The sequence below is a fragment of the Campylobacter sp. LR291e genome (assembly GCF_008633915.1).
Classification (GTDB): domain Bacteria; phylum Campylobacterota; class Campylobacteria; order Campylobacterales; family Campylobacteraceae; genus Campylobacter_D.
On sequence record NZ_VJNV01000015.1, the window covers coordinates 152,844 to 174,444 of the forward strand.

The 21,601-nt window shown below is 30.1% G+C and carries 19 protein-coding genes and 3 pseudogenes; 15 read left to right on the top strand and 7 right to left on the bottom strand.

Translation table 11 applies throughout. From position 1 onward, the window contains the following. Positions 1–30 precede the first annotated feature (30 nt). Genes FMM58_RS03215 through gap form a run of 3 tightly spaced genes read right to left on the bottom strand, consistent with a single transcriptional unit; the run spans position 31 to position 2,906 of the window. Complete coding sequence (locus FMM58_RS03215) at positions 31–705, bottom strand: triose-phosphate isomerase (protein WP_150180380.1); 675 nt, start codon at positions 703–705, stop codon at positions 31–33. Beyond that, on the bottom strand, positions 702–1,907 hold the full coding sequence (locus FMM58_RS03220; RefSeq protein WP_150180381.1) for a phosphoglycerate kinase: 1,206 nt from the start codon (positions 1,905–1,907) through the stop codon (positions 702–704). The genes FMM58_RS03215 and FMM58_RS03220 overlap by 4 nt, the downstream gene beginning before the upstream one ends. A gap of 3 nt (positions 1,908–1,910) precedes the next feature. Then, complete coding sequence (gene gap / locus FMM58_RS03225; RefSeq protein ID WP_150180382.1) at positions 1,911–2,906, bottom strand: type I glyceraldehyde-3-phosphate dehydrogenase; 996 nt, start codon at positions 2,904–2,906, stop codon at positions 1,911–1,913. A 59-nt stretch (positions 2,907–2,965) separates the two neighbouring features. Between gap and nadD the strand changes: the two genes are divergently transcribed. After that, entirely contained in the window at positions 2,966–3,511 is a 546-nt protein-coding gene (gene nadD, locus FMM58_RS03230) for a nicotinate (nicotinamide) nucleotide adenylyltransferase (RefSeq protein ID WP_150139866.1), read from the top strand. 178 nt (positions 3,512–3,689) lie between these two features. Here nadD and FMM58_RS08900 read toward each other — a convergent pair whose 3' ends face one another. Further along, entirely contained in the window at positions 3,690–4,352 is a 663-nt protein-coding gene (locus FMM58_RS08900; protein WP_223810449.1) for a DNA-methyltransferase, read from the bottom strand. A 78-nt stretch (positions 4,353–4,430) separates the two neighbouring features. Further along, positions 4,431–5,456, bottom strand: a pseudogene (locus FMM58_RS08905) (DNA cytosine methyltransferase); the annotation flags it as partial. Between the two features lie 96 nt (positions 5,457–5,552). Here FMM58_RS08905 and FMM58_RS03240 point away from each other — a divergent pair. From FMM58_RS03240 to FMM58_RS03280, 10 genes and pseudogenes are all read left to right on the top strand, one after another. Beyond that, positions 5,553–6,611 (top strand): HNH endonuclease, encoded by a 1,059-nt coding sequence (locus tag FMM58_RS03240; protein WP_223810443.1) that lies wholly within the window; start codon positions 5,553–5,555, stop codon positions 6,609–6,611. Between the two features lie 270 nt (positions 6,612–6,881). Then, a pseudogene (locus tag FMM58_RS03245) lies at positions 6,882–7,964 on the top strand (capsular polysaccharide biosynthesis protein); the annotation flags it as partial. A 12-nt stretch (positions 7,965–7,976) separates the two neighbouring features. Then, on the top strand, positions 7,977–9,164 hold the full coding sequence (locus FMM58_RS03250; protein ID WP_223810444.1) for a capsule biosynthesis protein: 1,188 nt from the start codon (positions 7,977–7,979) through the stop codon (positions 9,162–9,164). Between the two features lie 71 nt (positions 9,165–9,235). Next, complete coding sequence (locus FMM58_RS03255) at positions 9,236–10,369, top strand: DUF829 domain-containing protein (RefSeq protein ID WP_150180383.1); 1,134 nt, start codon at positions 9,236–9,238, stop codon at positions 10,367–10,369. Positions 10,370–10,373: 4 nt separating this feature from the next. Then, entirely contained in the window at positions 10,374–11,741 is a 1,368-nt protein-coding gene (locus FMM58_RS03260; protein ID WP_150139861.1) for a cytochrome P450, read from the top strand. Continuing rightward, a complete protein-coding gene (locus FMM58_RS03265) occupies positions 11,741–12,172 on the top strand; it encodes a hypothetical protein (protein ID WP_150139860.1) in 432 nt (143 codons plus the stop codon). Before FMM58_RS03260 ends, FMM58_RS03265 begins: the two co-directional genes overlap by 1 nt. A 15-nt stretch (positions 12,173–12,187) precedes the next feature. Next, the gene (gene prfB, locus FMM58_RS03270) at positions 12,188–13,291 is read left to right on the top strand and encodes a peptide chain release factor 2 (RefSeq protein ID WP_150139859.1); all 1,104 of its coding nucleotides are present in this window, start codon (positions 12,188–12,190) and stop codon (positions 13,289–13,291) included. A gap of 54 nt (positions 13,292–13,345) precedes the next feature. Next, positions 13,346–13,525: a hypothetical protein gene (locus tag FMM58_RS08910; protein ID WP_223810445.1), complete on the top strand. Its 180-nt coding sequence runs from the start codon at positions 13,346–13,348 to the stop codon at positions 13,523–13,525. 23 nt (positions 13,526–13,548) lie between these two features. Then, positions 13,549–14,073 (top strand): EcoRI family type II restriction endonuclease, encoded by a 525-nt coding sequence (locus tag FMM58_RS03275; protein ID WP_223810446.1) that lies wholly within the window; start codon positions 13,549–13,551, stop codon positions 14,071–14,073. Positions 14,074–14,081: 8 nt separating this feature from the next. Beyond that, positions 14,082–15,194: a DNA adenine methylase gene (locus FMM58_RS03280; RefSeq protein WP_150139858.1), complete on the top strand. Its 1,113-nt coding sequence runs from the start codon at positions 14,082–14,084 to the stop codon at positions 15,192–15,194. On the opposite strand, the gene FMM58_RS03285 is transcribed toward FMM58_RS03280, so the two are convergent. Together FMM58_RS03285 and typA are read right to left on the bottom strand one after the other, a co-directional pair. Beyond that, the gene (locus FMM58_RS03285) at positions 15,183–15,824 is read right to left on the bottom strand and encodes a poly(A) polymerase (protein ID WP_150139857.1); all 642 of its coding nucleotides are present in this window, start codon (positions 15,822–15,824) and stop codon (positions 15,183–15,185) included. The two genes, FMM58_RS03280 and FMM58_RS03285, sit on opposite strands and share 12 nt — an antisense overlap. After that, complete coding sequence (gene typA / locus FMM58_RS03290; RefSeq protein WP_150180384.1) at positions 15,821–17,629, bottom strand: translational GTPase TypA; 1,809 nt, start codon at positions 17,627–17,629, stop codon at positions 15,821–15,823. Before typA ends, FMM58_RS03285 begins: the two co-directional genes overlap by 4 nt. A 126-nt stretch (positions 17,630–17,755) precedes the next feature. Here typA and FMM58_RS03295 point away from each other — a divergent pair, with 126 nt between their 5' ends. The 4 genes and pseudogenes from FMM58_RS03295 to FMM58_RS03310 form a co-directional block, all read left to right on the top strand. Next, positions 17,756–18,091 carry a hypothetical protein gene (locus tag FMM58_RS03295; protein WP_150139855.1) on the top strand — a complete coding sequence of 112 codons (336 nt, stop codon included), beginning with the start codon at positions 17,756–17,758 and terminating at the stop codon, positions 18,089–18,091. A gap of 10 nt (positions 18,092–18,101) precedes the next feature. Beyond that, positions 18,102–18,545, top strand: a complete 444-nt coding sequence (locus FMM58_RS03300) for a hypothetical protein (RefSeq protein ID WP_150151606.1) — start codon at positions 18,102–18,104, stop codon at positions 18,543–18,545. Between the two features lie 16 nt (positions 18,546–18,561). Further along, on the top strand, positions 18,562–20,817 hold the full coding sequence (locus tag FMM58_RS03305; RefSeq protein WP_150151609.1) for a flagellar hook-length control protein FliK: 2,256 nt from the start codon (positions 18,562–18,564) through the stop codon (positions 20,815–20,817). Positions 20,818–20,878: 61 nt separating this feature from the next. After that, positions 20,879–21,577 (top strand): annotated as a pseudogene (locus FMM58_RS03310) (flagellar basal body rod modification protein); the annotation flags it as partial. Positions 21,578–21,601 lie beyond the last annotated feature (24 nt).

Sequence of the window (21,601 nt, forward strand, 5' to 3'; positions counted from 1 at the left end):
TAAATTTTTACTAATTTTTATAAAATTTTATCAATTCAGACCACAAATTTTTATAAAATTTTCCACCTTTAAAGCTGCACTGCCTATTAAAACTCCACTACAATGCTTTATATTTAAAATTTCTTTGATATTTTTTTCATTTACACTTCCACCATATAAAATGGGTGCCTTTGTCTTTGAATTTACAAATTCTAAAACTACTTCAATATCCTTTATATCAGCACTTACACCTGTACCTATAGAATAGATAGGTTCATAAGCTATTATAAGTTTTTCATAATTTAAATTTATATTTGAAAGTTGCAAATTTAAAAAGTCCTTTGTTTTGTTTTGATTCTTACAAGCTAAATTTTCACCTATGCAAAATATGATTTTAAAATTATGCTTTGTGGCAAAGTCAAATTTAGTTTTTATAAAATCATCATTTTCAAAGACTCTTCTTTCACTATGCCCTATTAAAACACAATTTATGCCAAATTCATCAAGCTGTTCTTTGCCAATTTCTCCTGTAAATGCCCCATTTATGCAAGGGTAAAAATTTTGAGTCCCTTGCGTGAAATTTAACCCACCTTGATAAAAGGCTATGTTTGGAGGAAAAACAAAAATTTCATCGTTTTTTTCTTTTAAGACCTTATTTAAAGCCTTAGCGTATAATTCAAAAGAAGTTCTTGTGTGATTGCATTTTAAATTCGCAGCAAAAATCATTCATTAACCTTGATTCTTAATGGCTTAACACCTGGAAGTTCCTTACCCTCGATTAATTCTAAAGAAGCCCCACCACCTGTGGATATAAAGGTAAACTCATCAGTATCCCCACTTCTTGCCACTACATCAGCCGTATCCCCACCTCCAACAACGGTAGTTGCGTAAGTTTCGCTTATATAATGGCTCATTTTAATACTGCCTTTTGAGAATTTATCAAGTTCAAAAACGCCCATAGGTCCATTCCACCAAATAGTTTGTGCATCAGCAAAGGCTTCTTTAAACAATCTCACACTAGCAGGACCTATATCAAGCCCCATCCAACCACTTGGAATTTCTTGTATAGGCACATATTTCATAATGGCATCCTGGGTACAAGAAAGGGCGACGCCAACATCAACTGGTAAATAAATTTTTACGCCTAGTTCTTTACCTCTTGTTAGGATATTTTTTGCCTCTTCTATTAAATCTTCTTCTAAAAGCGAATTTCCTATATCAACGCCCTTAGCCTTTAAAAAGGTAAAGGCCATGCCTCCACCTATTATTAATTTATCAACCTTAGATATTAAATTTGTTAGGGCTTGTAATTTACCACTTACCTTTGAGCCTCCAACTACTGCTACAAAAGGGCGTGCAGGGTGTTTTATAAGATTATGTGAAAATTCAATCTCCTTTAAAAGCAAAAATCCAGCAGCCCTATGTTCTATGTCAAAAAAATGAGTAATTGCCTCTACACTAGCATGCCCCCTATGGCAAACGCCAAAGGCATCATTTATATAAACATCAACCATTGATGCAAGTTCTTTTGCTAAATGTTCATCGTTTTTTGTTTCACCCTTTTCAAAACGTAAATTTTCAAGCAATAAAATTTCAGTTGGCTTTAAATTATTAGCTTTATTTTTAGCGTCCTGCCCTATAACATCCTTTGCCATTAATACTTCTTTATTAAGTAAGCGAGAAAGCCTTTTTGCCACAGGTTCTAAGGAGTATTTTGAGTTAATTTCTTTAGGTCTTCCCAAATGAGAGGCTAAAATCACGCTACAATTATTATCTAAACAATACCTTAAAGTAGGGATTACTGAGCGAATTCTTCTATCATCGGTGATATTTAAAAATTCATCCTGAGGCACATTAAAATCACACCTTATAAAGACTTTTTTATTGCTTAAATCCAAATCCTTAATAGAAATAATCTTATCATTCATTTTTTATCCCTCATATATAAATTTAGCCATATCTACAAGCCTTGTAGAATAACCCCATTCATTATCATACCAAGCAATAACCTTTATTAAATCATCACTTATAACCTGAGTTAAATCACTTGCCACAATGGCCCCATAAGAACAAGTTATAAAATCACTTGATACCCTTTCATCATCATCTACTAACAATATGCCTTTAAGATTTGAAGAAGCAGCCTTTCTAAAAGCATCGTTTATCTCATTCTTACTTACTTTTTTGCTTAAAACTGCGGTTAAATCTACACTTGATACATCTATAACAGGTACACGCATACTTTGTCCGTGAAGTTTGCCATTAAGTTCTGGCATAACAAGTTTCATAGCCTTAGCAGCTCCCGTTGAAGTAGGTATTATGTTTTGTGCAGCAGCTCTACTTCTTCTTTTATCCCTAGCCTTAGCATCGATTATACTTTGTCCATTTGTATAAGCATGAATTGTAGTCATTAAGCCCTTTTCAATGCCAAAATTATCTTGCAAAACTCTACACACAGGCCCTAGACAATTTGTAGTACAACTTGCATTTGAAATAATATTTTCGCCCTTGTAAAGATTAGAATTTACGCCTAAAACATAGGTTGGGGTATCATCCTTTGCTGGTGCACTCATAATTACCTTTTTAATGCCCTTATCAATAAAGCCTTGGCATTTTTCCTTAGTTAAATGTGCTCCTGTGCATTCTAACACTATATCAGCTCCAAATTTGGCAAAGTCAAGGTCTTTAATATCACGGTTTTTAAAGACTTTTATTAATTTATCATTGATAACTAAATCATCGCCCTTATTTACCACAGAACCATTAAATTCGCCATGCACACTATCATATTTAAAAAGATATTTTGTAAGCTCGATATCAGTAGTATCATTAATCGCAACAAGTTCTAAATCATCTCTTTGAAGGATAATCCTTGCAACACAACGTCCTATGCGTCCAAAACCATTTATAGCAATTTTTACCGCCATTTAATTTCCTTTTGCAAAATAAAATGCTAATATTTTACAAAAAAAAGGTTAAAATTTTTATGAAGATTGCACTTTTTGGTGGAAGTTTTGACCCACCACATAATGGTCATAGTAGCGTTATAAAAGAGACTTTAAGCAGTTTGGATATTGATAAATTAATTATTATGCCAACCTTTATCAATCCATTTAAAAAAGGTTTTTTTGCCGATGAAATGCAAAGATTAAAATGGATAAAAAAGCTTTGGGGTGATTTAGAAAGGGTTGAAATTTTAGATTATGAGATTAAACAAAAAAGGCCTGTACCTAGTATAGAAAGTGTTTTGTACTTGCAAGAGCTTTTTAGACCTAAAAAATTTTATCTAATAATAGGGGCTGACCATTTAGAAAATTTACATAAATGGCATGATTTTGAAAAACTTGCTTTAATGGTTGAATTTGTGATTGCAAATCGCGATAATATAAGTATCCCAAAGAAATTTAGAAAACTAGATACTCATATAAATATTTCTTCATCTTTTATAAGAAAAACCCTTGATACTAAGGAAGTTTGTGCTGATATTAAAGAAGATGTAAAAAGGTATTATAAAAACTTGCAAAAGGGTTGAAATTATTTTTGTGAAATTTATGAAGTTTGGGTAGTAAAAATCACCACGCAAATTCCGAACACGGGGTGCCATAATAGTTTAGGGTAAAAACCTTGATTTCTCGTCTAACACGAGTAAACATGATAATTTTATCAAAATAAAAAAACAAGTTAATTTTTGATTTTTTGCAATAAATTTATTAAATTGCTTTTAATCTTTCTAAGGCAAGTTTATAATACTTTTCTTCTAATTCTATGCCTATAAATTTTCTTTTTTCCTTTAAGGCTGCTACGCCTGTGCTACCACTTCCCATAAATGGATCAAGTATTAAATCATTTTCATTTGTATGAATAGCTATAAGTTCTTGCATGATTTTTAAGCTTTTTTGAGTTGGGTGCGTTGTTTTTTCTGCCCCACTTACTATTGGAGCCTTAAAAAGTGACCTTAAATAAGGTTTATTTTTAGGCTTATTAAATACCCATTTTGCCTTTTGTTTTATTGCCCATACTGCAAATTCCATGTCTTGTACATATCTTCTATTAACATTTCTTGGCATGGGATTACTTTTTTGCCATATTAATATATCTTTTATTTCGCAATTACTATTTTCTAAAACTTCACAAATTTCACTTAAAAATCTATACGAACAAAATATTATAAAAGACCCATTTTTATCTAAAATTTTAGAATAGCTTTGTATCCATTCTGTAAGATTAAAATCCTTATCCCATGTCCCAAAATCAATACCTTGCCTTTTTGCACTATTCATTGTTGAAAAATTATTTTTTTTAGAAATATTATATGGAGGGTCAGTTATTATGTGATTTACCCTTATACCTTGTTTTATGAAATTTTCAATCATTACATAGGCATCGCCATTATAAACGCTATATTTATTACAAATATAATTTTCTTGATTTATTTGACTTATGATGCTATCAGCAATAGTCTTAGCAAGAAGTGGAGGGACTGCGTTTCCTATTTGCTTACAAACTTGAGTTTTCGTACCATTAAATAAAAAACTATCATGAAAGCTTTGTAATCTTGCAGCCTCTCTTGGCGTTATAGCCCTGTGTAAAATAGGGTGTGAGTTTTTGCCATTGCTTGGGGTATCAAATCTAGTATCTATGGTTGGGCTTACTTCTTCCCAAATCAATCTCCCCCAAGTAGTTGAAAATTTTTGTTTTCCATGTAAATTTGGGGGTAAATGTTCTTTTCCACATTCAGGTGGTATCATTTTTAACTTAGCTATAGCGATTTTAGAATGCTTGGAGGCCATATGGTATTGTAAATAATCAGCTCTCATTTTTTCTTGATACGCACTTTGTGGCTTATTTTTATATTTTGATTGAATTTGTCCTTCGCCACTATTTAAATAACTTAAATCGCTTATAGCATCCCTAACATTTACTAAACAATCACTTTCTTTTGGAAAATCTAAAAATAAGTCCTTATGTGCTATAAAAAATACTCTTTCTCTATTTTGTGGCACACCAAAGTATTTTGCATTTAAAATTTTACAATTTATATTATAACCCATATTTTTTATGATTTTTATAATTTCATCCCTAAAATAGCCATTAACTGCGTTATATAAATTTTTAACATTTTCTATTATGAAAAGTTCGGGTTCTATTTTTTTAACAAGTTCTAAGTATTCTAAAAATAAAAAATTTCTCTCATCCTTTAAGCCCAAATTCTTACCTTTTAAGCTAAAACATTGACAAGGAGGCTCTCCTATTATCATATTTATTTTTAATTTTTTTGCTAAATTTACTATTTTATTTTTTACTTTTTTATCTGTTATATCTCCACAAATTCCCTTTGCATCTTTGAAATTTAAGTTAAAAGTATCAATGGCAGCTTGTTCAAAATCAAGTCCTATTAAGGTTTTAAAATTTGCATTTTGTTCTAAGCCATGTGAAAATCCACCAGCTCCACAAAAAAGGTCAAGTATTTTATACATTATAACTCCGAGGGACTATTTTTTTATCCCTCAATTTTATTGTTTTTTTCTTTGTTTTTAATAAAATGTTCGTATTTTAAAATAAAAGGTTTAAAAATGCAGTATTTAAAGCTTTCAGATTTTTTAAACTTAAAAGAAGAACTTCCATTTTTATTAGGGGTATTTTTTAGCAGATATAAATTTAGCAATGATTTAATATACACACTCTCAACTTATCGCCTTTCTAAATTTGTACAAAATGGAGATAAAATCATATATGAAAATAGTAAAATAGAATATTTAAATCAATTAAATTTACATAGTGAAATTCCTATGTGGCAACTTAATAAAGATAAAAAAATAAAACATGCAGACTTTGTTTTTGTTTTATACAATGATTTAAAATTAACGCAAGAACAATTTTTTGCAAGAATTTATACTAAAATTTTATTAAGCGATTTTGTTAGTAATCATGAAGCTATAAAGGCTAGAAAGAAATTCATAAGGGCATTTTTTGAACTTCGTGGCAGTGTAGATATAAATCATGATTATTTTACCCATGATTATTATTTTAACAATATTAACGAGCTAAAAAGAATAAGTTTATTTTTAGATAATTTTGGAATGTCTATTAATTTATTTAACATAAATTTTAGATATTTGCAAAAGCAGTATTTAAGTGGTGTTAGAAAAAGAAATACTCAGCTTAGAATAAATTTGCATTGGTATTTATCACAAATTGGATTTATTAATGGATTTATTAATAAATATAAGGCAAACATAGTAAAAAACGCGTTAAATATTAGTTATTTTCAAGTTGAAAATATATTTATGTTTAATTGTCAAAGTCCTAGTATTAATAAAAATAGTTTTAACAAAAGAATAGATTTTTATAGTACTAGAATTTTAAGTAATGATTTAACGCAGTTTGAAGTAAGTAAATTACGCAAAGAATTAAATTTTGATGATGATGAAAGTCAAATATTTAAAAGAAATTCAAATATTATCAATATTATAAAATTTCAAACACCTGATGAGTGTGCAGCTTGTAAGCATAAATATAATATCGTCGATAGGAGTTTTTTGACTAGAAAAGACAGGTACTACACTGAAATTCACCATTTTGTTTCAGTGGGCAAAAATAAAGAACTTGACGTACTAGAAAATTTTAACTAAATTACGCCCAATTTGTCATAGGGCATTAAGCGTAGGAAAGGCTAGTGAGGATTATCAAAAAGAATTAATCAAAAATATCTTAGATACAAATAGTTTAAACTATGAATTTGCTAGTATGATATTTGAAAGTAAAGATAAGGATTTTTTAATACAAAGGGTATATGAAAATTTAAAATAGTTTAGCAAAGTTAAATTTTCAACTTGTTATAATCTCTGTTTTAATCATATTAAAGGCTTAAAATGCACCTAGCTAAACGCAAAAAACATTTTTTTTTCTTAGGTTTTAGTTTATGGAAAAGAAATTTTATAAAGCCTTTTTTTAGGGAAAAAAATGCTAAATTTATCTTTTTAAATTCTGTTGAAAGACTTGATAAATTCAATATTTATATAGATGATGAGTTTTTTTTATGGGGTAATAAAATCAGCAAAGAAAGCTTAATAAAAAAGCTAAAAATTCGTATTAAAGATGAGATTTTGCCTAAAATTTCTTTTGTAGAAGACGGCTTTATTCGCTCTGTTTCGCTTGGTTCTGATTTAACCTGTCCTCTTTCTTTGATAGTGGATGATTTAGGTGCCTATGTTAATCCACATGAAGAAAGCAAACTTGAACATATTTTAAATTTTTATGATTTTGATGAAAATTTGCTTAATAGAGCAAAAAAGCTCATTGAGTGGTTAAAGCAGCATAAATTTTCAAAATATAATGGCTTAAAACATGAAAGTTTAAGTATAAAAGCAAGACCTAATCAAAAAATAATCTTAATTCCAGCCCAGGTTGAAGATGATTTATCTATGATACTTGGGGGCTTTAATCTTAGCAGTGAAAATTTTATAAAGCAGGTTAGAGAAGAAAATAAGGATGCTTATATTATCTTTAAAATTCACCCGGACGTTTTAAGTGGTAATAGAAAGGGTTTGAAAGATGAAAAGATTATTTTAGCCTATTGTGATGAAATTTTAAAAAATGTTAGTATTGATAGCGCTATTAATATAAGTGATGAAATTCATACTATTACTTCAACGGCTGGTTTTGATGCCTTATTAAGGGATAAAAAAGTAGTAGTTTATGGACTTCCCTTTTATGCAAATTGGGGTTTAAGTGAGGATAAGAGATGGTGTGAGAGAAGAAAAAGAAAATTAAGTCTTGAAGAACTAGTGGCAGGGGCTTTGATTTTATATCCAAGGTATATTAATGCAAAAACTAAAACTTTATGTGAAATTGAAGTTGCTTTGGATATAATATTAAAAATGCAAGAGGATTATTTTTTTAAAAGCTGGGTTAATATGCGTACAAATTTACGCAATCACTCACTTAGAAAGCTTAGGCGAATTTTTGAAAAGATAGTAAATTGATGGGGTATTTTTTTGAATTTAAAAGAAAAATTAAAGGATGAATTTAAAGATAAAAATGTTATCTTACTTCAAGGACCTATAGGGACCTTTTTTGCAAGACTTGCAAGATATATGAAAAAAAATAATACTAAGATAAGTAAGATTAACTTTAATGGAGGGGATTTTTTCTTTTATCCTTGTGGGCAAATTTATAGGGGTAAAAAAGAAAATTTATACGATTTTTATCTTAACTTTTTTGCTAAAAAACAAGCAGATGCTATTATTATGTATAATGATTGTCGCGTGGTACACAGCGAGGCAATAAGGGTAGCAAAAGAGTTAAACATAGCCGTTTGGATTTTTGAAGAAGGTTATTTAAGACCTTATTGTATAAGCTTTGAAAGTGATGGGGTTAATGCAAATTCTACTATTCCTAGAAATCAAGATTTTTATTTATCCTTAAATTTTAATAATGTTTTTTACGAGGTAAGAGACCTGCCTGGAGGCTTTAAATTTATGGCATTTTATGCCTTTTTGTATTGGTTATTTAGCTTTTTACTAGCCCCATTTTTTAATAACAAACTTCATCACAGAAGCCTAAACCCCCTTGAAATGTTTATTTGGCTTAAATCTTTGTTTTTAAAAAATAAATATAAATTTAGTGAAAAAAAGCTTAATCAAAGACTTTACGCCCTTAAAAAGAAGTATTTTTTAGCTATTTTACAAGTACATAACGACACTCAAATTTTCTTTCATTATAAAAAAAGTATAGAAATGTTTATAGAAGAAACCATACTTTCTTTTGCAAATCATGCAAGGGCAAAATCTTATCTAGTTTTTAAGCATCATCCTATGGACAGAGGTTATAAAAATTACTCAAAACTCATAAACGAACTTAGTGAAAAATATCATGTAGAAGGGCGAATTTTATATGTACATGATAGCTATTTACCTACCTTAATAAAAAATGCCCTTGGTTGCATTACTATAAATTCAACCGTTGGACTAACTGCTATCTTAGAAGGCTGTCCTACTAAGGTAGTTGGAGAGGCCCTTTATAAATTTGACGGTCTAGCCTATCCTAAAAAACTTCAATACTTTTGGAAAGATGCACATTCTTATAAACCTTCTCACAAACTTACTTCAAATTTTAAAAAATACCTACTTCAAACAAATCAAGCAAATGGCAATTTTTATAAAAATTCCTTTTTGATTAAATAAGATATTTTTTCCCTTTTGTAATATTAACTTTTTTAATTTAGAATTAACGTCATTATTAAAAAGGAAAAATTGTGCTTGTAAGAGATGTTTTTTATATACCAGGATATGACCCAAAGGGACAAAGATATTATTACTCCTTACTTAAAAATGGCTTTAATGCTTATGCTAAAAATTTCAATATAAAGGCTGACTTATCAAAGCTTAATATGAATGAAAAAATCCATTTTTGCGAATTTAATGGAGAAAATTTTAAAACAAAATATTCTTTTTTATTGTGGAATGATATAGTTAAAAAATACTGGAATAATAATTTTAAAAGTGCTTTAATTGACGTTTTTATCTTTTTTAGAATTTATTTTATCACGGGGCTTTTTTTAAAATTTGGCAAACACTCACCTTATCAATTAATAACAGGCTTTTATCCTCCTATTTTTATGATTTTATCTTTATTTTTAATATGTTTTTGTGGAGTTTTTACTTTTTTTATTTTAAAAATTTATATCCATTTTTCACTAGCACTAATAAGTGCTCTAACCATAGTTTTTTTAATGTATAAGTTAACAAGTTACCTTGGAAAAAAATTAGCAGTTTACTGGCTACTTAGATTAATTGTTTTTTGTGCCCTGTGGCAGGATAGAAAAAAAGGTGCTTTAGATGAGATAATCAAGGCTTTTTCACAGACCTTGTTTAATGCCTTAAATAAACACAAAGATGATGAAAATTATGAGCTTATTTTAATAGCCCATAGCGTTGGGACCATTTGCTGTATAGAGGTTTTATACAAACTTTTAAAGCTTTGCAAAGTAGCAAATTTAAATACTGATAAGCTTAAAATTATTACACTTGGAGAATGTATACCCTTACTTTCTTATCAACAAAAAGCAAAAAATTTCAAAGAAAAGTTAGAATTTATTTTTGCCTTTAATTTAAAATGGTATGATTATACTTCCATAATTGATGGTGCCTGTTTCCCAAGCATTGATTTTGTTGGTACAAGCGATGTTAAGACAGAATTTAAGCCAAAATTTCTTTCAGCAAGATTTCATACCCTTTATGAAAAAGATGAATATGCAAAGATAAAAAAAGATAAATATAAGGCACATTTTTTATATCTTTATGATATAAAAATTAAAAGTGGCAGTTATGATTTTTTTGATTTTATCTTAGGTGAAAACTTGTTAGAAAGAAAAATTATAAAGGAGTAGGAAAATGAGCAAGTGTCCATTTTATCCAAAGCCTTACGCAAACAAGGCTTCAACCATGCTTACTTTTTTGTTAAAACGTCGTTCTTGGCTTGATGGGCTTTATGAAAAAAGTTATAAAATGCAATCAGGTTATGTTAAAATGCCAAATTTTAATCTTTACGTAGTAAATGATACAAGAGAGGTTAAACGTATAATGATTGATGAGGTAAAAATTTTTCCAAAGAGTGAATTTTTACATAAACTTTTAAGTCCCTTACTTGGTGAGAGTATTTTTACTACAAATGGCGAGGTATGGAGAAGACAAAGGGAGCTTTTAAGACCTTCTTTTGAAATGACTAGGATTAGTAAGGTTTTTAATCTAATGTCAGAAGCTGTTAAAGATTTAATGCAAAGATTTGATAAATACGAAGATAAATCTATAATAGAAGTAGATGAAATGATGACCTTTGTAACTGCTGATGTGATTTTTAGGACTATTATGTCGGCAAAGCTTGATGAGGAAAAGGGCAAAGAAATTCTTGATGCCTTTGTGATTTTTCAAGAACAAAGTGTTCATTCTGCAATGCGTAGAATGTTTCATTTTCCAAGGTGGCTTTCTCATATACTTGGTGATTCTAAGAGATTAAAGGCTGGTGAGATTATAAGAAAGAATTTAAAAGAGATTATAAGACCTCGCTATGAAAGTGTAAATTTAAACGAGCCACCAAAAAATGAAGATATACTAGAATCTTTACTTCGCGTAGTTGATGCAAATACTAATGAAAGATTTTCTTTTGAAGAAATTTTAGACCAAGTTGCTATGCTATTTTTAGCAGGGCATGAAACTACTGCTAGTTCGTTAACTTGGACCTTGTATTGTTTAAGTATGTTTGAAAATGAACAAGAAAAGGCTTATGAAGAGGTTATGAGAGCAACAGGTGGAAAAAATGTTGAGATTACTCATTTGCCACAAATGCACCATTTAACAAATGTCTTTAAAGAGGCTTTAAGATTGTATCCACCAGTTGGCTTTTTTGCAAGGGAGGCTAAGGTTGATACTAAGATTAGAGATAAAGAAATAGCAAAGGGTTCAGGTGTTGTTGTAGCCCCTTGGTTAATTCATAGACATGAAATGTTTTGGAAAGACCCTCATGAGTTTAAACCTAGTCGTTTTGATGAAGAATATAAAAAAGATGCGTACTTGCCTTTTGGTAAGGGTGAAAGGGTGTGTATAGGCTACGGTTTTGCCATGCAAGAAGCTATTTTAATACTTTCAAATATTTTAAAGGTATATAAATTAGAACTTCAAGATGGCTTTACACCAGATGTGGTAGGTAGATTAACTGTGCGTTCGGCAAATGGAATGAATATTAAATTTACAAAAAGAAGATAATGATAAGAAAAAGGGTACGCATTAGGGCTAGACTTCGTTCAACCTTGCAAAATAAAGAAAGTATAAAGCTAAGTTTGCTTGAGAAACTAGCAGGTACCCTTTTGCTTTGTTCTATAGTACCCTTAGCAATTTTAGGCTATTTGCTTATAGTTATAGTTGGCACCTTTTTTAATACAAAACGTGCAAGACAAGGAGTTAGAGCACTTGACCACTTCGTAAACGCTAGTTTATTTAATGGCTATGCCTGGGAAAGTGTTTCATCTCATGCTTGGCGAGAAAGAAAAAATAAAAGATGGGCAAGATTTGTTATAAAAATTACTGATTTTTTTCAAAAAGACCATTGTAAAAGGGCAAATAAAAGAGAACAGCCCGTAGTTGACTTTGTACTTTCTAGAAAACTTGATAGACAAACTATTTATAAAAAGCCTTAGTAAAGGAAAATTTTAATGGATAATTATGAATTTAGCGAACTTTTAAAGGATTTAAAAAATAAACTTAGCAATATAGCCTTGATTATAAAGCCTGATTTGTTAAAAGAAAGATTAAGTGAGATTGAAAATTTAGAAAATGAACCCTCATTTTGGCAAGATATTAAAAGGGCTGGAATTTTAGGCAAGGAAAAGACTAAAATTTCAAATTTATTAAGTGCTTATGAAAAGGCGTTCAATGCCTTAAATGATACAGATGAGCTTTTTGAAATGGCAAATAATGAAGAAGATATTGAAACTTTAAATTCTTTATTTGAAGAAGCCCCACTTTTAAAAGAACATATTACAAATTTAGAACTTACCATGCTTTTAAGCGATGAAATGGATAGTAAGAATGCTATTGTTTCTATACACCCTGGTGCTGGTGGGACAGAGAGTAATGATTGGGCTAGTATGCTTTATAGAATGTATTTAAGATTTTGTGAAAGGCAGGGTTTTAAGGTAGAGACCTTGGACTTTCAAGAAGGAGATGAGGCCGGGCTAAAGGATGTTAGCTTTTTAGTTAAGGGTGCTAATGCCTATGGTTATTTAAAGGCTGAAAATGGAATTCACCGCCTTGTTAGGACAAGTCCCTTTGATAGTGCAGGGCGTCGCCATACTAGCTTTGCAAGTGTTGAGGTGAGCCCTGAGATTGATGATGATATAATTATTGAGATTAATGAAAATGAGGTAAGAGAGGATTATTATAGGGCAAGTGGGGCAGGTGGTCAGCACATAAATAAAACAGAATCAGCCGTTCGCCTCACTCATATTCCAACTGGCATAGTGGTACAATGTCAAAATGATAGAAGTCAGCATAAAAATAAGGCAACAGCCTATAAAATGCTACAATCTCGCCTTTATGAGTTAGAAAGACTAAAACAAGTAGCACAAAAGCAAGATATAGAAAAAAGTGAGATAGGCTGGGGTCATCAAATTCGCTCATATGTGCTTTTTCCTTATCAGCAAGTAAAGGATTTGCGTTCAAATGAGACCTTTAGTAATACCGATGCTATTTTGGATGGGGATATTAAAAAGATAATTGAAGGGGTTTTGATTAGCCAAAAGGCTAAAAAAGATTAAAAAATTAAAAATCTTTGTTATAATTTTGCTTTAAAATCACAAAGGGTTTTTTAAATGCCAAGACACAATTTAAGAATTAACACAAATCAACACAAGGCTAAGAATTTAAGGTCAAAAGAAGATGATTTGAATATCAAAGAAGCTATTACTAAAACAAAACTTTATTTAGAAGAAAGATTTAAAAATGGGGGGGGGTTGCCAACTTTAACGAGGGTGGCTATTATTTTGAAATAGCAGATAAGCTTGATATTTCTTTTATGATAGAAACAATTAAAAATTCACAAATTAGAGTACAATTTGATACAAATTTTTCACAACATTCTATTAAGCCAGATGGTGGAATTTTATTTTTACGCAAACAAGATGATGAAAATTTTAAAAAAGTTTTATTAATCACCGAGGCAAAGAGACAAGGAACAAATGATGAAAGACAAAAAGAGGGCAAAAAGAAACAAGCAACGGGCAATGCCATAGAAAGACTTGGGAAAAATTTAACAGGCATAAAGGCTATGTTAAATCACGAAAAAATAACACCTTTTGTATGTTTTGGCTGGGGGTGTGATTTTGGTCCTAATGTTAAGAGTGTTCTTACAAAACTTAATGTTTTAAATGAATTTTATTTTCTCAATAAAACCTATATTTTTAAGGCTGATGGAAATAGTAATTTTAACTATTTTTCCCCTGTGAGTATGTATTTTAGAGAGAAAAAATGGGAAGTTGATGAGATGTTTGACATAATGAAAGAAATTGCTGAAACTTCTTTGAGATATTACATTTTTTAGGTTTTAATATGATAAATAATGAAAATAATGAAAATAATGAAAATCCAGCTTTTTTAAAAGAACAAATCATAACTTATCTAGGTAATAAAAGGGCATTGCTTGGTTTTTTAAAACAAGGCTTTGATTTTGCTAGACAAGAACTTAAAAAGGACAAATTTAGCTTTTGTGATGCCTTTAGTGGAAGTGGTATAGTTTCTCGTTTTGCTAAGGCTTATTCAAGTTTCATAGTTGCAAATGACTTAGAAGATTATTCTAAGCTTATAAATTCTTGCTATCTTAGTAATAAAAATGACTTAAATATAAAAGATTTAGAAACAATGCATCAAAGCTTATGTGAGAATTTAGAACTTAAAAAAGGCTTTATTAGTACACTTTACGCACCTAAAAATGATGAATATATTCAAAAAAATGAAAGGGTTTTTTATACTCAAAGAAACGCTCTTTATTTAGATTCTATGCGTAGTAAAATAGAAAAAGAAATTCCAAAGGAATTTCAGCATTTTTTTATAGCTCCTTTGATTTATTCTGCTAGTGTGCATTCTAATACAGGTGGCGTTTTTAAAGGCTTTTATAAGGATAAATTTGGGGTTGGTAAATTTGGGGGGCAGGCTTGCAATGCCCTAAGTAGAATTAAGGGTGAAATTTTTCTTAAAATGCCTATTTTTTCAAATTTTTCTTGTGATTTTGAAGTATATAAAAAAGAGGTGCAAGACTTAGCAAAAGAACTTGATAAAATCGAAGTAGCTTACCTTGACCCACCTTACAATCAACACCCCTATGGGTCAAATTATTTTATGTTAAATTTAATAGCAAACTATCAAAAACCAAAAGAAATTTCAAGGGTTTCAGGCATTGTACAAGGCTGGAATAAAAGTGCTTTTAATAGTCCAAAATTTGCACAAGATGCACTTTTTGAATTAATATTAAATTTAAAGGCAAAGATTATTTTACTTTCTTATAATTGCGAGGGCTTTGTAAAAAAAGAAAATTTTTTAAAAAAGCTTAAAAGTTTAGGAAAATGCGAGTGCATAGAAAAGCCGTACAACACCTTTAGGGCAAGTAGAAATTTAAAAAATCGCCCCATTCATATACAAGAACAACTCTATATGCTAGTCAAATAAACCCTGTTTTATAAGGCTTAATCTTTCTTGCAATCTTATCAAATTTACTTTTATAGGCTCTTTTAAATTTATAAAAAAAGGATTTTGCATACTAGCTATCAAATAATTACCCTTAAAACCAAAGATAGCATTCATATCAAATTCCTTTTTATTAAGCTTTTGATATATACTTTCTTCGTTTTTAAATTCCTTTTTGGCTAACTTACTTTGTATTAAAACTCCACAAAAAAATCTTTTTTTATCATCCTTAAATTTTATATCACAAAGGCTAAAATTTTCAAAGATTAAGGGCTTTAAAGAGTTAAATTCATTTAATTTTTCACTTAAATTTAAGCTTTCAAAGTCCTTTAACAAAATGGCTTTTTTGTTTATTTTTGCATTATTTTGTCTTAAAAATAGGCTTAAAACTTCTTCTTCAAGGTTATTTAGAGAATTTTTTAATTTTTTACTTGTAATTCGGTAAAAAAACACACATATAAAAACGCCTAAAATTAAAGCTATAATTAAATCTTTTATGAAAATAAAGGCTAAAAACATTACTAATAAGCCCTCTATTACGCTTAAAAATTTTAAAATTCCTAAACGTTTTAATATAAAAATTCTAGCCCGTTCTAGTTCATCTATTTTCAAGACTTTGCTTTTTCCATTCTCTTTCTTTGAGTTGCATCTAGGTATCTTTTTCTAACGCGTATGTTTTGCGGGGTTACTTCTACTAACTCATCTTCTTCAATCCACTCCAAAGCCCTTTCAAGACTTAGTTTTCTAGGTGGTACAAGCTTTATAGCATCATCACTTCCACTAGCCCTAACATTTGTTAAATTTTTACCCTTTATAGGATTTACATCTAAATCATTACTACGAGAATGCTCACCTATAATCATGCCTGTATAAACCTTAGTTTGAGGTTCTATAAATAAAACTCCCCTATCTTGTAAATTAAAAAGCGAGTACCCAAGGGCTACGCCATTTTCCATAGATATTAACGCCCCATTTGAACGTTTTTCAACACTACCACTAAAGGGCCTAAATTCTAAAAAGCTATGATTCATCACGCCCTCGCCCTTAGTATCTGTTAAAAATTGACTTCTAAAGCCTATTAAAGAACGGGCTGGAATTTCAAACTCAAGCCTAGTTTGGCCATCTCCTGTTGGGGTCATAGTTTTCATTTCAGCCTTTCTTTTTCCTAGCTTTTCGATAACCGCACCACTAAATTCATCAGGTACATCTATAACTAAGTGTTCAAAGGGCTCAGTTTTGATTCCACCATCCATTTTTACGATAACCTCTGGTCTTCCCATGCAAAACTCAAAGCCCTCTCGCCTCATATTTTCAGCTAAAATTGTAATTTGCAACTCTCCTCTGCCACTTACTTTAAATTTGCCCTCGCCTATACTTTCAAATTTCATAGCTATATTTGTTTTCATTTCAGCTTCTAATCTTTCAGATATTTTATTTGAAGTTACAAATTTACCCTCAGTACCAGCCAAGGGCCCATCATTTACTGCAAAAACTATACTCAAAGTTGGTTCTTCAATGTGTAGAGGGTCAAGTGGGGAAGGATTATTTGGGTCAACTACGCTATCTCCAACATCCATAGCCTCAAAACCTGCAATTGCTACTATATCACCTGAAAAGGCCTCGTTAATATCCATTTTTTCTAAGCCCATAAAGCCTATTAATTTTGTAACCCTACCATTAAGCTTAGTACCATCAGCCTTTACAAGCAAGACATTTTCATTTTTTTTAACCTTGCCATTAAAAATTCTTGCAATGCCTATTTTTCCTACAAAATTATCATATCCTAAGGTAAAAACTTGCAATTGCAAAGGATTATCATTGCTACCACTTGGGGCAGGTACTCTTTCTAAGATAGTTTGAAAAAGTGGTTGCATATCTTTATTTTCATCTTCTAAATTTAATTTTGCATAGCCATTTTTTGCTGCTGCATAAACGATAGCAAAGTCAAGTTGTTCGTCATTTGCCCCAAGTGCGACAAAAAGGTCAAAGATTTCATTAATCACCCTGTCAGGTTCTGCTGCAGGTTTATCGATTTTATTTATTACAACTATGGGTTTAAGTCCTAAGGATAGAGCCTTTTTAACTACAAATTTAGTTTGAGGCATAACGCCTTCTTGGGCATCAACTAGGAGTAAAACCCCATCAATCATCTTTAAAACTCTTTCTACCTCTCCTCCAAAATCAGCATGTCCTGGAGTATCAATTATATTTATCTTAGTACCCTTATAATTAATAGCTGTATTTTTTGAAAGTATGGTTATACCTCGTTCTTTTTCTATATCATTACTATCCATAACACGTTCTGCGATTTGTTCTCTTTCATCAAAGGTACCTGATTGTTTTAAAAGCTCGTCTACCATAGTTGTTTTACCGTGGTCAACGTGGGCTATAACTGCGATATTTCTAATATTTTCCACGTTTTTCTCCAAAATTTAATTTAAAAGCAAAAATTATATAAAAACTTTGCTTAAGGATTAAAAAATAAAACTTGGCACATTTATTGCTTTAAATCTTGCAAATATATTTTTAAAAAAGGAAATACAATGTCAAAACCATTAAATGCAGAAACTCAAAGCTTTTTAGATACAGATTTAAGCTTACAAATCAATGATAGAAAAAATGAAATCTTACTTCAAATTTTAAACCTTTTAGAAGTTTTAAAGGCAAATGAAGATGATAAGATGGCTAGAATTTCAGGGGAGCTAAGTGAGCTTTTAGAAGATGAAAAAAATCTTAAAAAGATAACTAAGACAAAATGTTTAGACGAGCTTTTAAATGTTATTTTAAAGCTAAATGATGATAAGATGGTTAAAATTTATGCTAAGGATTATTTAAAGGAAAAATTTCCTATTTTGGCTAAGAGTGATTTTTTAAAATAAGGAGTAAAAAATGGCTGATTTATCTATACTAACTTCAAGTTTAACAAGTTCTACGAATTTATTAAGTAGTACTTCAAGTATTGAAACTAGCAACGCACAAAGTTTTTATGAAACTTTAACCAAACAAGCAGAAGCTTTAAATGCTTATTTGCCTGATAGAATGAAGATTAGTGAAACTGAGCTTTTATATGATACTATGAAAAAGCTTGAAAATGGAGATTTTGCATCTTATACCTCTTCAAGCTCAACTTCATCAATCATTCAAAGTGTATTGCAAACTAGTTATGCTTATGAACAAATTCTAACCTTATTAGAATCTTTTCAAAGCGAGTTAGCTGATTTTGCAAATAGTTATGTTACAACTGATGATAACACAAGTAATTTATTAACTCAACTACTTGAACAAAGCAATACCACTAAAACCTTGCTTAGTGCCCTTGTAGGACAAAGTTAAATTTAAAGGAAAAAAGATGTCAAATTTAGCCTCGCAAACTAGTTTATTGAGTATAGGAACAAATATTGTAGAAGGTGGAACTTCGAGCTTATTTAGCACTGATTCTATGTTAAATAATGGTATGTTAGGCGATACCTTAAACGATACTGAAAGTTTTTTAAATACCTTATTGAATTCAATAGATGCGACAAATGAATTTTTGCCAAATGATGTAAGGGTTAGTGAAACTAAGATTGTTAATCAAACTATAACGCAAAATTTATATGTAGAAGACTTTAGTCAAGATGATAAAATTTCTATTTTTGAATCAGCTTCTTTTACTCAAATTTTATCCTTGCTTGATACCTTGCAAACTAATACGGCTAATATTTCTTTGGCAAATTTATCAAGCCAGTTAAGTGATTTAGTGCAAACTGAATCAACTTTAAATGCATTAAAAGAGGCTACAAATTTAACAGAATTACTTAGTATTGCTAAGGATATGGGCTTAAATGTGGAAAAAATTAAGGTAGATAGGCTTGGAGATTTAAAAACAGCTTATCCAAATTTAGCTAAGGCAAATTTTTTCCAAAATGATAATGTAGATAATGTTTTTAAAGAATTAGTTACTGAAAAAATCACCACTTTAACTAAGAATTTAGAAGATTTAATGAAAGAAAAGGGAACTTCCTTAAATCAAAATTTGCATATTAAAAATAATAAAAATCATTCATCTTTGCTTACAAAAACCTTGCAAAATTTAGATGAAATAATAGCTGATGAAGGTCAAAATTTAAAAAATAAAAATATAAATAACGAAAATAACATAGACCTTGATATTGATTTAAATTTAAAGACCAAAGAAGATAGTAAAAATCAAAATTTACAAAATCAAAACATAAAAGAAGTAAGCACAAAGGATTTAAAGCAAGATAGTAAGATTGAAAACACTCTAAATTTAAAAAGTGAAAATGTTAATAAGGGTGAAAATCTTAAAAATGAAAATCTTAAAAATGAAAATGTTAAAAATGAAAATGTTAAAAATGACAATAACATTAAAGAAAATGTTAAAGAAAGTAAAACAAACAATGAGTTAAAGACTCAAAATAAGCCAACTCAAACAAATGAGAATGTGCAAAAAACGAGTGAAAATTTAAGGCAAAATGATAATGTTAAAAATGAAAATATAAAGCAAGAAACAGAGATTAAAACTCAAAATTTAAACACTTCAAAACCTAACACTGAAAATAAGCAAGAAGCAAAAGCTGAGGTTAAGCCAAATGAAATGGCTAAGACTCAAGAAAAAGAGGTTAAGAATGAGGTTACACCTGAGCTTAAAAGTGAAAATAAGCAAGAAGTAAAACAAGAGATTAAAGCTGAGATTAAGCCTGAAAATAAAACTGAGATTAAAAACGAGGTTAAACAAGAGATTAAGCCAAATATTCAAGCAACTCAAACAAAAGAAGAAAGTACCTTTAAAACAGAAGATAAGCAAAGTACTACTCAAAATAAGGAAGTAAGTGAGCCAAAAGCACAAACTAAGCAAAGTAGCGAGATAAAGCAAGATAATGCTAGTATTTTAAGGCAAAGTCAAGTTTTAAGTCAAAATGCTAAGGAAGTAAATCTTTCACCAAAACAAGATATAAATTTAAGTAGCCAAGCAAGTCAGGCAATATTTACTCAACAAAGTGCCCAAGGACTTGATAGCACTCAAACTATTTTAAGTAAGGATAATGCTTCAAATTTCACAAATGTAAATGATATGGTTAAGGATACTAAAACTAATGTAAATTTAAACCAAGAAAATAATGTTTTATTTAACGAACAAGATAGTAGTTTTGATGAGTTAAATTCTTTGGTTAAAGATTTAAGTAGGATAAATCATAATCAAGTAAGGGCACAAGCTACTACGCCAAAACAAACTATGCAGTATTTTTCTCAGGATTTACAAGAGGCAATTTCACAATATAAATCGCCTATTACTAAGCTAAGTATTACTTTAAATCCATCGAATTTAGGCGAGGTTGAGGTAGTTTTAATGCAAAGAGGAAATAATCTTCACATTAATTTTAACTCAAATTCAAATACCATGCAGCTTTTCTTGCAACACCAAGCTGAATTTAAAAATTCCCTTGTTAATATGGGCTTTACAGGACTTGAAATGAATTTTAGTGACCAAAGTAAGAAAGACCAAAGAGGTGCTAAAACACAAAGTACTAGAGGCTTTAGTGATATGATTGATGGAAATGATGATAATATCAATCTTGAAGTCGTTTTAGCAAAATATTTTTGAAAAGTTTAAAAGTGGAACAGCTTTTGCTTTGAGAATTTAAATTTATAAAAAGGAGTAGGTTATGGCAACAACAGTTACCGATACAACTAGCACAACTACTACAAGTAGTTCAACTTACACAAATCCAAATGCTGAGCTTGATAAGGATGCGTTTTTACAACTTCTTTTAACAGAACTTCAATATCAAGACCCAACTGACCCTATGGATACAGAGACTATTCTTACGCAAACTGCACAATTATCTAGTCTTGAAATGCAACAAAATACAAATGAGACTATGGAAGCTATGGTTAATACTATGGAATATCTTGCAGATTCAATGGGTACTGCGATGAGTACTTCAGCCCTTGCTGCTATTGGTAAGATGGCTACTATTGAAGATAACACTGTTACTTTAACTGGTTCTGATGATGTTATTACCTTAAAGATGTATTTACCAGAAGACACTGATGAAAATGGTGTCACCTTAGAAGTTTATGATTCTAATGGCAATTTAGTTTATAATGAATCGGTTGATGGTCAATTATTTTCTGGTATTAATTCTATTGTATGGTATGGTAAAAATAATGATGGAATTTATGCAGGAAATGGCGATTACACAGTTAAGTTAGTTTATAATAACGCAGATGGCGAAAAGATTACTGCTGAGTATGGTTCTTATCTAATCGAAGGGATTAGATTTGTTGATGGTGTTGCTTATGCTCAAATGGCTGATCAATATGTACTATTTAATGAAATTTCATTGGTATATGATTACAAATAAAATTTCATAAAGGGTAAAGGA

Excerpts from the sequence above, each read along its gene's own strand:
- FMM58_RS03215 (WP_150180380.1), bottom strand. The coding sequence starts at position 705 with ATGATTTTTGCTGCGAATTTAAAATGCAATCACACAAGAACTTCTTTT.
- FMM58_RS03220 (WP_150180381.1), bottom strand. The coding sequence starts at position 1,907 with ATGAATGATAAGATTATTTCTATTAAGGATTTGGATTTAAGCAATAAA.
- gap (WP_150180382.1), bottom strand. The coding sequence starts at position 2,906 with ATGGCGGTAAAAATTGCTATAAATGGTTTTGGACGCATAGGACGTTGT.
- nadD (WP_150139866.1), top strand. The coding sequence starts at position 2,966 with ATGAAGATTGCACTTTTTGGTGGAAGTTTTGACCCACCACATAATGGT.
- FMM58_RS08900 (WP_223810449.1), bottom strand. The coding sequence starts at position 4,352 with ATGATTGAAAATTTCATAAAACAAGGTATAAGGGTAAATCACATAATA.
- FMM58_RS03240 (WP_223810443.1), top strand. The coding sequence starts at position 5,553 with ATGCAGTATTTAAAGCTTTCAGATTTTTTAAACTTAAAAGAAGAACTT.
- FMM58_RS03260 (WP_150139861.1), top strand. The coding sequence starts at position 10,374 with ATGAGCAAGTGTCCATTTTATCCAAAGCCTTACGCAAACAAGGCTTCA.
- FMM58_RS03265 (WP_150139860.1), top strand. The coding sequence starts at position 11,741 with ATGATAAGAAAAAGGGTACGCATTAGGGCTAGACTTCGTTCAACCTTG.
- prfB (WP_150139859.1), top strand. The coding sequence starts at position 12,188 with ATGGATAATTATGAATTTAGCGAACTTTTAAAGGATTTAAAAAATAAA.
- FMM58_RS08910 (WP_223810445.1), top strand. The coding sequence starts at position 13,346 with ATGCCAAGACACAATTTAAGAATTAACACAAATCAACACAAGGCTAAG.
- FMM58_RS03275 (WP_223810446.1), top strand. The coding sequence starts at position 13,549 with ATGATAGAAACAATTAAAAATTCACAAATTAGAGTACAATTTGATACA.
- FMM58_RS03280 (WP_150139858.1), top strand. The coding sequence starts at position 14,082 with ATGATAAATAATGAAAATAATGAAAATAATGAAAATCCAGCTTTTTTA.
- FMM58_RS03295 (WP_150139855.1), top strand. The coding sequence starts at position 17,756 with ATGTCAAAACCATTAAATGCAGAAACTCAAAGCTTTTTAGATACAGAT.
- FMM58_RS03300 (WP_150151606.1), top strand. The coding sequence starts at position 18,102 with ATGGCTGATTTATCTATACTAACTTCAAGTTTAACAAGTTCTACGAAT.
- FMM58_RS03305 (WP_150151609.1), top strand. The coding sequence starts at position 18,562 with ATGTCAAATTTAGCCTCGCAAACTAGTTTATTGAGTATAGGAACAAAT.